This is a genomic window from Komagataeibacter ossonobensis (assembly GCF_057359305.1).
Genome location: NZ_JBXAYQ010000008.1, coordinates 15,582 through 31,917, shown reverse-complemented (window position 1 = coordinate 31,917; position 16,336 = coordinate 15,582). Strand labels below are relative to the sequence as shown.

Sequence of the window (16,336 nt, the reverse complement as noted above, 5' to 3'; positions counted from 1 at the left end):
TAAAAAAAGGATACGGCCCATTCGGGTGGCCGTATCCTTTTGTGTTTTCAGACCCTGCGCCGGTATGCAGGCCGGAGTATCATGGGAACACGCCGCCCTATTCCGGTGCGGATGCCGTCTTTGCCTTCGCCACATCCGCCGCAGTCACCTTTGTGGAAGACTGGGCAAAATGATGCATGACGAAATTGGCGATATCCGCAACATCCTGATCCGAATATCCACCATGGAACGCGGGCATGGTGGCGGTGCCGGTTGCTGTCTGCAATGCGCTGCCATGGGTCAGGACCTGCAGCAGGTTCTGCCCGTTTGCGGCACCCAGCGTCGTGCGCGCCCCGGCAATGGAGGCCGCCGGGTTCTGTCGCCCGCTGCCATCGGGCAGATGGCATCCCGCACACGCCCCCGCATACAGCATGGCGCCATGGCTGTCCGCCGGATCATGGGCGGCAGTCGGTTGCGCAACCACCATTGGTGCACCATCGGTCGAGGACCGCGCTGGAATGTCGCGCAGGTATTCAACCATGGCATCGATATCCTGACGGGTCAGGAAACGCAGGCTGTGGCTGACGACATCCCCCATGTCACCCGATGCGCTGCCATGGCCATCCGCATGGCCGGTTGACAGGTAGGTAGCCAGGTCATCCACGCTCCATGCACCGATCCCATCGGTTTTCGATGACGTGATATTATATGCCCGCCATCCCCCTACATCGGCCCCGGCATAGGCATTGGAGGCGGAGACACCCATGGTGATCGTACGTGGCGAGTGGCATTCCGCACAATGTCCCGGCCCCTCCACCAGGTACCGGCCCCTGTTCCACAATGGGGTATGGGCGGGATCATCAGGATGGGAGGATGCCGGTCCGTTGACCAGATTCCAGAAAATCATGGCTGAACGGATCGAAAACGGGAATTTCAGCGTATTTTCAGGCGGTCGCGCGGCACTGGTCGGCAGGGTCGCCAGATAGGCACGGATCGCCTTGACCTCGTCCGGGGTCATATAGGCGTAATCCCGGTATGGCATGGCGGGATACAGATGCTTCCATCCCGGCGAGACCCCGTCCCGTACCGCCTTGACGAACTGGTCATCCGTCCATGCGCCAATACCGGCCTGCCGGTCCGCCGTGATGTTGGGGGAATAGATCACGCCCATGCCGGGAATGGCAAATGCACGTCCCCCCGCAAATGGCGTGCCGCCGGGGCGGGTGTGGCAGACCTCACAATCCGCCGCGCGGGTCAGGTACTGCCCATCGGGCGCACCGGCCGCCTGTGCCCCATGGATACCCGTACTGGCCAGAAGCGTGAACAGCATGCCGGTGATGCGGCCAAGGCCATGTCTTGTCATGGTCATCCCTGCTGCTCCTTCTCATGGCCAGAAGGCTGGTTAAGGGGGGAAAGCAGCGGCAGGAAGCGGTAACGCCGTTTCTGGACCGCCGCCATGGCGTTGGCCAGCGCGGGGGCGGCGGCGGCTGTGCCTGTCTCCCCTATGCCACCGGGGGATTCCCTGCTTTCAATCAGGTGGACATCGATCCGCTTCGGGGCCTCATTCATGCGCATGACGCGCCATGTATGGAAATTGTCCTGCTGCACGCGCCCTTTTTCCAAGGTAATCTCGTTATACAATGCGGCGCTGAAACCAAAGATCAGCCCGCCTTCGATCTGTGCCGTAATCTGGTCGGGATTGATGACCTGACCGCAATCCACGGCACAGGTCACGCGACGGATGCGGACATCGTGCGCGGCGGTCATTTCGACCTCAACCACCGTGGCCAGGTACGACCCAAAGGCAAACTGCAGCGCAACCCCACGCCCGCAATTCGGCGGCAGCGGTGTGCCCCAGCCGGATTCACGCGCCACACGGTCCAGCACCGCAAGGGCGCGCGGATTACTGCGCACCATTTCGCGGCGATAGGCCACGGGATCGACACCCGCGCGCTGTGCCAGTTCGTCAATAAACCCTTCGACCACGAACAGGCCACGCGTGCCACCCACCCCGCGCCACCACGCGGTAATCACGCCGGGTGGTTCGCGACGGGCGAATTCCAGACGATAGGCGGGATAGGTATAGGGCGTGATGACAGTGCCCACCGAAAGGTCATCATCATACCCGTTGGCACTCAGGCCCGAAGGCTCCCATCGTGCCACCACGGCAGGACCGACGATACGATGCGTCAGGCCGGTGATATAGCCACGTTCGTCCAGCCCTGCTTCCAGATGGTCCAGATAGGCGGGACGGAAACGGTCACGGGTAATATCCTCCTCCCGGCTCCAGATGATCTTGAGGGGATAGGAAACCTGACGCCCGAAACGCGCGGCCTGCGTCACATATTCATGTTCCAGCCTGCGCCCGAAGCCACCGCCGATATACTGGCTGTGCAGCTTGATCCTGTCCTTGGGCAGGCCGGTAACTTCCGCCGTGGTGTCACGCGCGCGTTCAGCCACCTGCGTGCCGGTCCAGATGTCGCAGCCATCGGGGCGGACATGGATCGTGCAGTTGATCGGCTCCATCGTGGCATGGGCCAGCAGGGGCTGGCGATAGGTTGCGCTGTACCGCCCATGCGCATGGGTCATGGCCTGCTGCGCGTCACCATGATGGTCCGCCACGATGGCGGTACCGGACAGGCCACCTTCCAGCTGGCGATAGATCGTCTGTGTATCGACCGTGTCGTTCGCCCCTTCGACCCACTGCACATCCAGTGCCGCCAGCCCCTTGCGCGCGGCCCAGTAATGGTCGGCCACGACACACACCGCATCATCAATCTGCAATACGGTAACCACACCACGTATTTTCAGCGCCGCCTGTGTATCGACATGGCCAACATGCCCCCCGATCACGGGACAGGCCGTCACCGCGCCGATCTTCTGGCCGGGTACCTGCACGTCAATGCCGAACGTGGCCTGTCCATCCACCTTTACCTGACTGTCCAGCCGGTGCATCGGGCGGCCGATCAGGCGAAACTGCGCCGGCGTTTTCAGGGTAACGTCCTTGGGCACCGGCAGGTTGGCCGCATCCGCCGCAAGTTCACCATAGGACAGGCGCTGCCCTGCGGGACCGAGTATATAGCCGTCCTGCGCCACACAGGTACCCGGGGCACAGGACCAGCGTGCGGCAGCGGCCTGCTGCAGCATGGTCCGCGCCGCAGCCCCCGCCTGGCGCAGCGGCATCCATTCGGTCATGGAGGAAGTGGACCCACCGGTAATCTGGGCTCCGCCACCGGGAGGGGCCGCCTCCATCCTGACAGACTGGGGATCAATGGCCAGTTCCTCGGCCATCAGCATGACGGAGGATGTATAGATCCCCTGCCCCATCTCGATATTGGGCAGGATCATCGTAACGATATTGTCGCTGCCGATCCGGATATAGGCATTGGGGGCGAAGCTGGCTGTCGCATCTTCCACCAGCATGCCCGCGCCACGGCTGCGCCCGGCGGGCAGGATGGCAGCCAGAACGAAGGCCCCGGCCCCGCCCAGAACCTGCCTGCGCCGGAGCGCAGGGGAAGAAACGCGTTTCGACGTCATGGGGTCACCCCCTGGGCTGCGGCAACATTACGAATGGCGGCGCGGATACGCATATAGGTTCCGCACCGGCACAGGTTGCCCGACATGCCTGCCTCGATCTGTTCATCAGTGGGATTGGGGATTTTTTTCAGCAGGGCGATCGCAGCCATGATCTGCCCGGGCTGGCAGTAGCCGCACTGCACCACGTCAATATCCAGCCAGGCCTTGCGCACGGCCGTGGCAATGGGATCCGCCTGCAGCCCCTCGATCGTGGTTATGACCTTCTGTGGCCCGATCAGTCCAACCGGCAGGGAGCATGACCGTACGGGCCTGCCATCAACATGCACGGTGCATACGCCGCATTCCGCAATGCCACAGCCATATTTGGTCCCGGTCATGCCCAGCACGTCACGCAGCACCCACAGCAAAGGCGTATCGGGATCGACATCCACCTCAACACTTTTGCCATTAACCTGCAATGTCAGCATGATATTCCTGTTCTGAGTGGATATGCCCCGCCTGGCGCGGTCTATTGATTTCGCGTTTGACTGTATCGCGGTTCCGTAACAATTTCAATCAGCAGGTATATTCCCATTGGAATACAGTTCGCCATTATCCTTTTGTCGGCAGCACAAAGTATTCCGCCAGAAACATTACTGTCAGGCAATCCGGCAGCCATATCCGTGGCATGAAAATTCCGTGCAGGGGCAAAGGCAGGTTTTCGGGGACCGGCAGCCAGCGACGATATCGGCAGCGGCAACCGGTCCCGGTTCATGTTATCGCGACAGCCGGTCCATGATGCGGCCACGTATCACGGCGGCGGCAACCCCGATGCGCCAGCCGAAATGGGCGGGAATGGGACGCACTGGCGAAGCAGGCAGCAGCAGATCCGCCGCACTGGTCCCCTCTACCCGTCGCGCGATCTCACGCCCCATCAGCGTCGCCATGGCCACACCCCGGCCGTTATAGCCTACGCATGCCATGATCCCTTCCATCGGTTCATGCCAGTGGGGATAATGATCCAGTGTAATGGCGATCTGTCCGTTCCAGCCGTAACGCCATGTCACATCACCCAGAAATGGCCATAGCCGCTGCGCATGCTGATGCAGGAACGGAAAGGTTTCCGGCCCGGACAGATCGAGTGAGGCGGAACGGCCGCCAATCAGCAACCGCCCCGCGCCATCAATGCGGTAATAGGTGACCAGTTCGCCCAGTTCGTACACCACTTCACGTTGCGCCAGGATACGCGCACGCACGGATTCAGGCAGCGGATCGGTCGCGACAATCGCGCTATAGGCCGGAACCAGCGTACGGCGCAGCCGGTTCCACAACCGGCCCGTATATCCATTGGTGGCGAATACGACCTGCCGCGCATGTACACTGCCCGCCGGCGTCCTGATATGCCAGTTCCCCCCATCCCGCCGTAGGGAGAGGACCGGACTGTTCGCATGTACAGCCGCACCGGCATCCATCGCAGCCCTGGCCAGGCCACGTGTATAGGCCAGGGGGTTAAGCTGCCCCCCGCGCGCATCAATGAACCCGCCATGGTAACGGTCTGTTCCGGTACGCCGGTCGATATCAGCCTTATCCAGCCATGTGACAGGACCACCACGTTCATGGCATTCGTTGAACAGGGTCCGTTCATGGTCCAGCTGGCCCGATGCCGTCGCCGCCCTGATCGTGCCGCCACGCGCCGCATCACACTCAATGCCATGCCGTTCGATCAGGTCGAAAACCAGATCGGGGGCATTCCATGCGGCTTCAACCAGGGCACGACCGCGTGCGCCCATGTCACGTTCCACTTCGGCGGGTGTATATTTGAGGCCGGGATTGACCTGTCCCCCATTCCGCCCGGATGCCCCCCAGCCAATGGCGTTTGCTTCCAGCACCATGGCTTTGTGCCCCGCCTGCGCAAGGTGCAGGGCAGCCGACAGGCCTGTAATGCCGCCACCGATAATTACGGTATCGGTCACCTGCGCCGATGACAGGACAGGCGCATCCGGACCGGGCGGGGTGATGGCCGCATACAGACTGGGAGGAAGGGATTTGACGGAAGATGAAACCATGAAAACGGGTACTCCAGCATGATCCGGGCAGGCCGGTATCAGGACATCATGACGACCGGGCAGGATCACCACGCAGGGCCGTGCCGGATGCATCATTCTGTTCGGTCTGATACTGGGCCATCCGGCGTCGGGTCCGATATCCCACGGACAGATATTCCACAATGATGATCAGGCTCAGGCTGATCGTACTCAGCACGATTTCCTGACAGGTATGATCCGTTGCAAAAAACATCGTGACAAGTGCGCCAAACAGGCAGGCCAGCATACCATAGGACAAAAACGGAAAACCCCACATGGGCAGGGACACTGTTTCATCATTACGCTGGCAGACGCGCCGCAGGCGGATATGGGCCAGCACGATCAGCACATAGTCGAACAGGATGAAGGTACCACTTGCACTGACCAGGAAGCTGAATACCCGCCCCGGCGCCAGCATGCCGATGACAGCGATAATGACCGCAACCGCACTGCCGCACAGAATGGCGCGCGCGGGCGTGCCCTGCCCGTCCCGTTGCAGGAACATGCGCGGCGCGTCATGATTTTCCGCCAGATCGCACAAGACCCGCGAAGTAATATAGATCCCGGAATTCAGGGCGGATAATGTGGCGATCAGCATGACGGCCGTCATCAGGGTACGCGCAAACGGAATGCCGATATAATCCAGTGTAGCCAGAAAGGGTGAAGAACCCGGCACCACGCGCGACAGCGGAAGCAACAGCAGGATCAGCCCGATAGACACCAGATAGAAAATCATGATCCGCAACGCCACGGTCCGTGTTGAACGGGCGACGTTACCGGCCGGGTCCGTCGTATCACATGCGGCGATACTGGTTATTTCCGCCCCGGCCATGGACATCATGATACCAGGTATTACGGCAAAAAGCGCGAATGTGCCATGCGGCACGATACCCGCGACGGAAAACAGGCCGGACGCCACTTTCACATGCGACCAGAACCCGAGCAGACCGGACAGGGCAAGCATGATGAAAACAATGATGGTGATGATCTTGAGGGCGGAGAACCAGTATTCGAACTCCCCATACCCACGCACGGAAAACAGGTTGACCACCGTCATGATGGCAACTGTCAGCAGTTCGATCGCCAGATAGGGCAAGGGCACATAGGGCGCGAGAAAGGTCGCGGCGGCAATGGCCTCAAACCCCAGTACAGTTGCCCACATGATCCAGTACAGCCATCCGGCGACGAACGCCACGCGCGGGCCAAGGCCACGCCGTATCTGACCGACAAACGATCCCGTCCCAGGGGAGGCAACCGTCATTTCCCCCAGCATGCGGGTGATGAACATGACCATGATGCCAGACAGGAAATAGGAAAACAGTGCGCCCGCACCCGCTGTTGCGATTGCAGTTGATGACCCGACAAACAGACTGGCCCCGATCACGCCGCCAATGGAAATCATTGACACATGCCGGTCCTTGAGCCGCGCCGCCTGTGACGGGGTTCCAGCGGCACTGTTGTGTGGGGAAATCCGGCTCATATGGTTCTCCTGCCCTGACACTGCACATTCTGCATGGCGCAGGAATCATGGGTTACAGTCACGTTACCCCTCAACCCGTACCATACGCAGGGAAAGTGTGGGGGCGGTATCCCGGCGGTTTATCCTTTCAGAACCAGTTTCATTTATTGTCTATTTCACGCTTATCAAGCGCAAGGTCATAGGCATGAATGACCGTTGCCGCCTGCGGACAGGCATGAATGACATCACGCACCACATCCAGCCGGTAGGATTGTAGACTGTAGTTACGAAAAGGCGCCTGTCGCAACCGCGCCACCTCGGCCGTGGTATAGGGACGCGCGCCCACAGGCACGCTATCCCCCCCCAGACCGAACGCAACATAATTCATGAGATCGGCAAGATCAGCCGAAGACAGCGGGGAAAACGCAACATTGGGCAGATGGATCATGTATTCGCGCCCTTTGGGCGAACACAGGAAATACCCGGCCTGCTCCTTCAGATCAGGCACGACGTCAGACGCCGATATCCCCGTTATGCCATGGCAACCACCACAACCAACCAGGTAATGCGCCCTGACCTGTGACAGGGCAGGACTGTCACCGCTTGCCGAAGACATATTCCCGCCATCGGCATGGGCAGGCAGTGATGACAGGCCACTGAATGCAAGGATGGCAGTGATGGACATTACAATCGGCAAAAAACCTGGACCGGGTCGTTCCCCACGCATCTGCATAACCGTTTTCTATACTTATTCAGCCTGACCGACTATGGCAGCGGTAGAACAATGATAGGCGGCAGAGGTCGTCCCGAAACACCAGATGATATCATTACTGGTCTGTGGCCGGTAAATCGGCATTTCGCGGTCTGCCGTGTTGCATTCGCAATCCGATGACGTGGTACACGTGGTACGCCCGCAGCAATCACGGTAGGCGATGACATACGAACGTCCGTCATCCGGATTACGGCAGGTGCCGATCCATGATACCGGCGAAGGCTGTGTGCCCGGCGGACAGGTATGGATACCACCGCCACAGCACCCGCACAGCACGCCATCAATCGCGCAATGTCGCCAGTAATTACATTTCGTGGGATCGGATGACTGGGCGCGCCGTTCAAAATCGGACAATGTCGTGACATCCGCCGTCCTGACTGCGGCAGCACGGGCGCGCTGCACCGGCAGAAGCGGGAAAACACCACCGGCAACCATGGCCGTCCCCACCCGTCCCAGCACGCCACGGCGCGAAGACGATGAAGCCAGCTTACGGGTTAACTGTTCCCCTATCTGCTCCAGAAATGATGGTTTCATCCGATAGATTCCTTAAACTTTCCAGTCGTTTCTGGAACATTCACATACAGAAGACAGGTTACCGGTCACGGCTGTGGCACAATTGAAATACCACTGGCTTTTGCCTCAACCGTTTTTTCAACCTGACCGGTTGTGGCGGACAGGATGGCCATCTTCTTGGACGCCAGCATGGCATATATCTGCGGATTGGCGGTATCGGGGCTGACTGTAATACCCTTCGCAGGCGAAGGCAGGTCAATACGCTGCAACAGGTGCTGGGTCGTGATATCATAGACCCAGACTTCGGTCCCTTCCTGCTTGTGGGTCCAGTATCCTCCCACATGCATCAGGACATACAGTCTGTTATCCGCTTCATGCCACGCGAACGGCTGGTCGCCACCCGGACGCCATGCCTGTTCCTGCTGTCCCATTCCCGCTGCGGGCTGGCCGGCCGCAACCTGTAACGACCAGGTTTTGCCCATTACGGGCGTTGCCCCCAATGTGACGGGATAAACCTGCCCGGTATAGCTTATGAACAGGGCCTTGCCGGTCTTGCGGTCAACCTGGCTCTGTTCAAATACGGGATCACGGTTGGCATCGAAGAATGGTTTGCTGTGGGTGACGTTCACATTACTGCCTGCCAGCGCCACGTTGGTCAGGGATCCATCACCGCAGATGGTCGAAAAACCGTCATGCGCCCATGGGAAAACAAGTGCGCAGCCGGGAATATCCACCGTACGGGCGGCCTTGTGTTCATGCAGATCGACCACGGTGACGCCGGTCGCAGGACTCATGTCGAATACAAAGGCCCAGTGGCCATCCTGACTGAGTTCCAGATTCTGCTGCTTGAAGACTGCAAGGCCACGGGGCGGCAGTTCGATTTCATGTGTCAGGTCAAGGGTATGGGCATCATAGTCGCGCAGGAAATCTTCCCGCGTGCCGTGGTCACCCCGGCTCCACATGGTTACGGCTACGTAAATATCCTTACGGTCCGGGGCGATCGCGATGTTATCAACCATATCGGCAGGAAGCGTGCCCAGTATCCGCCCCTTGTCCCCATCATACAGGGTAAAGGACTGCTCCCCCGTGGCAACCAGCACCGAGTGGTCGCCCATCGGGGGAAGACTGGCTACGTCGCTCTGTTCCGGCTGAAGAACGGGCGGGATGGCTTTTGCCATGCCCCCCATCGATACCCCCAACCCGACAACGCTGGCCAGCAGCAGATATCTGGATCTGGAAAAACGTGTCATTGCCCTAGCTATCCTTCCACGACAGCGAACAGGCAGCCGGGAAAGATAAACCTATTCCACGTTCTTCCATTACCCGCCCCCGCCGCACCTTATGTTAGGTCAAATATCAGTATTCAGCCTTAATCGTACCAAAGTATTCACGTACTGCGCCACGTTCGATGGACTGCATGTCCCCGCTTGCCGGGAAACCATTTTCGCCCATCATGGAGATGTATTTGGCATTGAACAGATTGTAGACAGTGAAACTGGCGGTCACGTTATGCAGGAAGCCAACCTTGCCAAAATGATAGCTCGCCCCCAGATTTGCCAGCCAGTATGCGGGCACGTGGGTATCGTTCAGCAGCGAATACTGTCGTTTGGAGTAGTAGTTCACATCCAGGTAAGCAGAAGCCTGATGCCATGTATAGGACAGGTTTGCCTTATACATGACCGAAGGATATCCATCCATCTTCTTGCCACGCAGGTTGTGACAGCCGGTGGTTGCAGTTTCCAGACAGATCGGCACATCCGCCGCATAGGCAAAGTGGTTGTAACTGACGGAGTTTGTAATCGCTAGGCCCTTGACCGGGGTAACGGTCAGTATCGCATCCATGCCCCACTGTGTGGCATGCTTGGAATTGATGAAGGAAGCCGTCTGATCCGAACCACCGATACCGCTGGCAGCGGAAATCAGGCGATTATAATTGTCTGAGTGATATCCATCGATCCCGGCTGTCAGCAGACGTGACGAATAACGATAACCCAGCACATAGGTAAAATCGCGTTCCGGGGTCAGCGTTTTCTTCAACTGGTTGAACTGCGACTGTGTCTGGACCATCCACGGCCCCGGCTCATTCGCGCTGGCATAAGGGGATGCGCTGTAGGGGCGCATGTTTTCTGCAAAATCGAAATACAGTTCATGACCCGGCAGGAAGCGCCAGTCCAGATTTACCGCAGGCAGGAATGCCGCGGCGGATGTCATCGAACCCGTGGGCCCCGGATTGGTCAGGCCAGAATAATTCCCGGTCGGGTCATACGCATAATCCCCCCCTGCCGTGGTCTGCAGCATGGACTTGAAACCATAGGTCGCCGTGAAATTGGGCAGGATGCGCCACGTATCCATGACATGATACTGGAACGTATTGGTGCTCCACTTGTATGCCCAGCCGGTCGCAAACGCCTGACCATAAGTGGTATAGGGACCAGTCGTGGCCAGAGGCGCACCATGCCCTAGCGCAGGTTCATTGAAGTAATCAGTTAATGCGGAACTGGAATTGTTTTCATACCATGCACCCGTATTGATAGTATGATTGCCGATCTTGTATTCGAAATAGGTATTGAAACCTTCGCGCATTTCGCGATTCATCCAAACCTGTTCGGACAGGGGTGCGCCCGTTCCGGGAGAGTACGTGCCTGGCGCGCTATATGTCGCATTGGAAAGGTCACGATGCGCATAAAGCGTTGTCTTCCAACGCAGGTTATTGGCCAGCTTCAAGTCGAAATTGATGCCACCGATATAATCCTGCGTAGACTGCCCGGCATCATAAAGCTGGGTATAGTTGCCGCTTGTCAGCGAATTCCAACCCGAAGGATAGTTCCCCTCCGCATAGCTGTAAGCCTGCGCATAGTTGGGATACAACAGCTCCTGCCGCCAGCCATACTTCTGCAGCGATCCCAACGATTTATCCAGATAGCCGTAAACTTCCGCATTGTTCCAGTTAAAGAATGCGGTCATCTTGCTTTCCTCGCCAATCGGCTGGACAAGCTTGGCGTTCACCTGCTGCATGAAATCAGGGCTGTCTGCGTCATATTTCTTTTCGAAATCACGCGAATACGCCACATAGAAACGGGTTCCGGTCTTGTTCAGCTTGCCGCTATCCACCCGGACATAGGTACGCTTCATCGCATAGCTACCAAAGCCCTGCGAAACGGTAGCACCGGCTTTTTCCTTGGGGTCAGCAGTAAAGAACTGCATCGTGCCGCCAAGGTTGGTGTTGGATGGAAGGTCGACTGCCCCGGCCCCCTGCGAAACGCTGACCCGGCCGATATCGTCAGATATCCACGCATTCGCAATATTCAGGCCATTGGTCGAGGTATAGGTCTGATCATTCAGCGGCACGCCATCAAGCGTCACACCCAACTGGTTCATGAAGAAACCGCGCATGTAAACGCTGGCGCCCCAGGTATCAATACCCAGCGGATCAGTGGAACTGTAGCTGACGCCAGGCAGCTGCCCGACGGCCTTCAGCACGTTCTGGCCCGGCACCTGCTGTGCCAGTTCCTTCTTCCCGATCACGTTTTCACTGTTATGCGAAATGGCGCGACGGGTATGGCTGACCGTCAGGACTTCCGGCCTGCCAGCAGTCACGCGCGCATTACTGTTGTTGATGACATGAACCTGCCTTGCTCCGCCCATGGATCCCCGGATTGGGTGATGTGCCGGCGTTACCGTGGAAGAGCCCGTATCAGAAGAAGATGATACGGATTGTGCCCGGGCAGAATGGTCACCGCCGAAAATCAGCGCTGATGATGTCAAGAGTAAAGATATGTACCTTGGTCTCAGCATCCACATCCACTTGCTCTCCCACGCGTCCAAAACTCAGACTTTGATCAATGATCAATTCCTATTCGGAACAAGCTACGCTGCATAGGAGCAATCTTTCTTATCCATTACAATTTCGAAAGTGCAGCGATATATGTGGCACAAAAAACACACCTACAGTGACCATATGACCATGGTGCCCCGTGCCCACGCATCAGTTCGATCAAAAAAAAGAAACTCAAATTGAAATATATTTAAAATCAATACTATAGTGTGCAAATTCAATCAGGTCACAACACCCCTGAAACAACCAGAACGTCTTTAATCATACACTGCCGGCCCCATTCCGCATGAGGGATGCATCCAATTGCATCGCGTGCCAAATAAGCAACACATAATTGCCATAAAAAATCATTGAGGGCTGCAAGTGATTGACTTCCCGATATCAATCTGCATGCAATGATAAATATGTTATATTATACCATATTTATTACACTGTATTTCTTTATCGTATAAATCATGTACTGCATAAATATTTAAAAATATATAATAAAATAATAATTATATCTAAAAATTAAAAAATCATATAAGTACATTAGCTCCTTGCATACGGCCACAAAAGATTTCTGGCTGTATCAAAATATATAAAATAAATGTCGCATGTATTAATAATTTAAAAAATAAATTCGTATATATCTAAAATAAAAAACCAAATATTAGAAATAAATAAGAAAACAGCCGGGCTTTATGAGGCCCGGCTGTATCCATATTACGCAGGCGCGCCCGGCAGCGGCAGCTCACCGGTCAGGAACTGTGCCCGGCCAAGGCCAAAGCTCCAGTGTTCATCCTGATTTTCGATAATGGAAACCATTAGGTCGGATGACGCCAGGCCACAGCGGGCCTGCAGTGTTTCCGCCAGCAGTTTGTAGAACGCGGCAATCTGTTCCTTGCCACGCGGGCGGGAAACGACCTGCAGCAGCACGACCTTGGGGGTGCGGGGAATATCCAGCCCCGTGTCCTCGATCACCATATGGGTCGGTTCATGCTCGGATACCAGCTGGTAGCGATCACGGGCCGGCACCTTGAAGGCTTCCAGCATGGCATCGTGCGCCGCGTCCAGCAGGCCGCGCAGTTCGGCCGGGTTCCGCTGGCCCTTTACAACGTGAAAATGCAGCAAAGGCATAATATTTTCCTTTTCCTATCTGAAACCAGTTACTCAACCCACCTGGGTAATGAGCTTACGCAGTGTCGAAACCATATCACGCAGTTCCTGCGCGGTAGAGATGAACGGCGGTCCGAACGACACCGTATCACCCGTGCAGCGCAGCAGCAGCCCGTTGCGCAGGCCCGCTTCAAACAGCGCCAGCCCTCGCGCACCGGGCTTGCCTTCCGCCGGCTTGAAGTCAATGCCTGCCGTCAGCCCGATATTACGGATATCGGCAATGACATCCAGATCCTTCAGGCTGTGGATGGCGTCCTCCAGCACGGGTTCGAGTTCACGCACTCGGGCAAGCAAGCCTTCCTCGCGCATGACATCCAGCACGACATGCCCCACGGCTGCCGCCATGGGATGACCGGAATAGGTATAGCCATGACAGAACTCGATGGCGTTTTCCGGGCCGGTCATGAATGTATTGTAGATTTCGTCGGTAACGATCACGCCACCCATCGGCACGATACCGTTGGTCACGGCCTTGGCAAAGGTGATGATATCCGGCGTCACGCCAAAACGCTGGGCGCCGAAATTTTCGCCCATGCGGCCAAATCCGGTAATGACTTCATCAAAAATCAGCAGGATACCATTGGCCGTGCAGATTTCGCGCAGGCGTTGCAGGTAGCCGACCGGCGGCACGATCACGCCCGTTGATCCCTGCACCGGCTCGACAATGACCGCCGCAATGGTGGAGGCATCATGCAGGGTCACCAGTCGGACCAAATCTTCCGCCCGATGCGTGCCCCATGTCGGCTGCCCCCGGGTAAAGGCCATATGCTGGGGTTCATAGGTATGGCGCAGGTGATCGACGCCCGGCATCATGCCTGCCGCAAACATCTTGCGGTTGGACACGATGCCACCCACGGACATGCCACCAAAGCCCACACCGTGATATCCACGTTCGCGGCCGATCATGCGGAAACGGTTGCCCGCCCCCTTGATCCGGTGATAGCCCAGCGCAACCTTCAGTGCCGTATCCACCGCTTCAGAACCGGAATTGGCGAAAAAGACATGATTCATGCCCTGCGGCGCGAGGTCGGCAATCCGTTCAGCCAGCGAAATGGCGCCGGGATGGGTCAACTGGAAACAGGGCGCGAAATCCAGTGTCTCGGCCTGTTTGCGCACGGCTTCGACAATACGCGGATGGGCGTGTCCCAGCGGGGTGCACCACAGGCCCGACAGGGTATCAAATACCTTGTTGCCTTCGCTGGTGGTGTAATATGCCCCTTTGGCGCTGACCAGCGTGCGGGGTTCCATATTGGCGCGCAACAGACGGTTGGCGGTAAAAGGTTGCCAATAAACCCCTTCACGCTCGTTACGGAGAAGGTCCGCTTTTTCTGAATCCTGAGCCATGTTACAAATCCTGTTACCGAAATGCGTCCCCAATCCCTGGTGCGGAGACGATTCATTCCATAAACGTAATGCCCCACCAACGCCCTGTATATGTACAATCAGCGGACACATCGTGAAACTGTACTGATTGGGAACACATCCTCCATGACTTCTTCTTCTTTTCCCAATCCGGACCGGCGCAGCGCCACGCCTCTGGTCAGCCAGATCGGGCAGGATATCGAAGACCGTATCCGCAGCGGTATGCTGCGTCGGGGGGAACGCCTGCCTTCCATCCGGCGCATGGCACGACAATGTGGGGTCAGCACCATCACGGTCGCCAATACCTATCTGCGTCTGGCATCTGCGGGACTGCTGGAAAGCCGGGGCACTCGGGGGTATTTCGTCACCGGACCTGCGCCCGAGACGCCGCTGCTACAACGGTCGATTGATTCGATGTGGCTGCTCCAGCATGCATACGAGGACGAGGCCCCGGTCATCAAGGCTGGATGTGGCTGGCTTCCGTCCGACATGCTGTTCACATCGGCGACCCAGCGTGCGCTGACGGGACTCTCCACACAGAAACTGGCAGGTATGCTGGAATATGGCAATCCCTACGGCCATGCCGGGTTGCGGCACAACATCCGGCAGATGCTGGCGCGTCGGGACATCAGGTGCGACGAAAGCAGCATCATCCTGACACATGGGGCCAGCCAGGCGCTGGAACTGGCGGTCCGCTGCCTTTCGACGCGGGGCGATACGATTCTGGTGGAAGATCCGGGTTACTGCAACCTCTATCCGGCATTACAGGCACTGGGGTTGCAGATCGCCAGCATTCCACGCCTGCGTGATGGTCCCTGCCCCGAACAGCTTGAACGGATCATACGCCAGTACCAGCCGCGTCTGTTCATCACCACATCCATCCTGCACAACCCCACCGGCACCTGCAGCACGGTGCAGAACATGCGCGATGTCCTGCGTATTGCCCGACAGAATAACGTAACGGTGATTGAGGATGACATATTCCTTGACCTTGCCCCCAACGGACAACAAACGCTTTCACAACTGGGTGGCCTGAAAACGGTCATACATATCGGCAGTTTTTCCAAAACCATCGGACCGGGACTGCGCGTGGGCTATGTCGCATGTGACCCGGACACTGCACAGCGCATCCTGCGCCAGAAAATGGCCAGCAACCTGACCACAGCTTCCCTGAACGAGGAAATTGTCCATACTATCGTCAGCAGCGGGTTGTATCATCCCCATCTGGCACATCTGCGTGAAAGCCTTACGCGGGCGCAGGCACGGGTCTGCGCCCGCTTGGAACAGGCGGGAATGCAGCTTTATTTCACGCCTGCAGGCGGTATGTTCGCATGGGCACGGTTTCGGGAAGACACGGACGTGCGCGCCGTGGCCGCACGCGCGTGCTCATATGACATCATGCTTGCCCCCGGTCACCTGTTCCGCCCGGACGAACAGCCTTCACAATGGTTCCGGTTCAATGTAGCCCATGCGGATAATCCACGTCTTTTCACGTTCCTTGAAAATATAAAAAAATAGTCCATTAAATTAATAAATAGCCATTATGGCTAATATTATTCAGCATATCCTAAAATATGGAGTGTATTCATTCCCTATGTGCCTTTCACGCTGCATCAAGCCAAAACCATGGATATCGCTCTGAATTCGTGAATAAAATA

12 protein-coding genes are annotated in these 16,336 nt (G+C 57.3%); 1 reads left to right on the top strand and 11 read right to left on the bottom strand.

Annotated features, from left to right (window positions below):
- Window positions 1-97: 97 nt before the first annotated feature.
- The 11 genes from AC1RQ9_RS07415 to aptA form a co-directional block, all read right to left on the bottom strand.
- Window positions 98-1,348: a c-type cytochrome gene (locus AC1RQ9_RS07415; protein WP_485986229.1), complete on the bottom strand. Its 1,251-nt coding sequence runs from the start codon at window positions 1,346-1,348 to the stop codon at window positions 98-100.
- Window positions 1,345-3,516, bottom strand: a complete 2,172-nt coding sequence (locus tag AC1RQ9_RS07410) for a xanthine dehydrogenase family protein molybdopterin-binding subunit (protein WP_485986228.1) — start codon at window positions 3,514-3,516, stop codon at window positions 1,345-1,347. The genes AC1RQ9_RS07415 and AC1RQ9_RS07410 overlap by 4 nt, the downstream gene beginning before the upstream one ends.
- A complete protein-coding gene (locus AC1RQ9_RS07405; RefSeq protein ID WP_485986227.1) occupies window positions 3,513-3,983 on the bottom strand; it encodes a (2Fe-2S)-binding protein in 471 nt (156 codons plus the stop codon). Before AC1RQ9_RS07405 ends, AC1RQ9_RS07410 begins: the two co-directional genes overlap by 4 nt.
- A gap of 288 nt (window positions 3,984-4,271) precedes the next feature.
- Window positions 4,272-5,561: an NAD(P)/FAD-dependent oxidoreductase gene (locus tag AC1RQ9_RS07400; protein ID WP_485986226.1), complete on the bottom strand. Its 1,290-nt coding sequence runs from the start codon at window positions 5,559-5,561 to the stop codon at window positions 4,272-4,274.
- A gap of 46 nt (window positions 5,562-5,607) precedes the next feature.
- Entirely contained in the window at window positions 5,608-7,059 is a 1,452-nt protein-coding gene (locus AC1RQ9_RS07395; protein WP_485986224.1) for an amino acid permease, read from the bottom strand.
- Window positions 7,060-7,198: 139 nt separating this feature from the next.
- Window positions 7,199-7,723: a c-type cytochrome gene (locus AC1RQ9_RS07390; RefSeq protein WP_485986223.1), complete on the bottom strand. Its 525-nt coding sequence runs from the start codon at window positions 7,721-7,723 to the stop codon at window positions 7,199-7,201.
- A 63-nt stretch (window positions 7,724-7,786) separates the two neighbouring features.
- Window positions 7,787-8,344, bottom strand: a complete 558-nt coding sequence (gene mauA / locus AC1RQ9_RS07385) for a methylamine dehydrogenase (amicyanin) small subunit (RefSeq protein WP_485986222.1) — start codon at window positions 8,342-8,344, stop codon at window positions 7,787-7,789.
- Between the two features lie 65 nt (window positions 8,345-8,409).
- Complete coding sequence (locus tag AC1RQ9_RS07380; RefSeq protein WP_485986221.1) at window positions 8,410-9,573, bottom strand: amine dehydrogenase large subunit; 1,164 nt, start codon at window positions 9,571-9,573, stop codon at window positions 8,410-8,412.
- A gap of 106 nt (window positions 9,574-9,679) precedes the next feature.
- On the bottom strand, window positions 9,680-11,968 hold the full coding sequence (locus AC1RQ9_RS07375) for a TonB-dependent receptor (RefSeq protein ID WP_485986220.1): 2,289 nt from the start codon (window positions 11,966-11,968) through the stop codon (window positions 9,680-9,682).
- A gap of 895 nt (window positions 11,969-12,863) precedes the next feature.
- Complete coding sequence (locus tag AC1RQ9_RS07370; RefSeq protein WP_193731434.1) at window positions 12,864-13,277, bottom strand: tautomerase family protein; 414 nt, start codon at window positions 13,275-13,277, stop codon at window positions 12,864-12,866.
- A 33-nt stretch (window positions 13,278-13,310) separates the two neighbouring features.
- Complete coding sequence (gene aptA / locus AC1RQ9_RS07365; protein ID WP_485986219.1) at window positions 13,311-14,660, bottom strand: omega-aminotransferase AptA; 1,350 nt, start codon at window positions 14,658-14,660, stop codon at window positions 13,311-13,313.
- Window positions 14,661-14,804: 144 nt separating this feature from the next.
- Between aptA and AC1RQ9_RS07360 the strand changes: the two genes are divergently transcribed.
- A complete protein-coding gene (locus AC1RQ9_RS07360) occupies window positions 14,805-16,196 on the top strand; it encodes an aminotransferase-like domain-containing protein (RefSeq protein ID WP_485986218.1) in 1,392 nt (463 codons plus the stop codon).
- Window positions 16,197-16,336 lie beyond the last annotated feature (140 nt).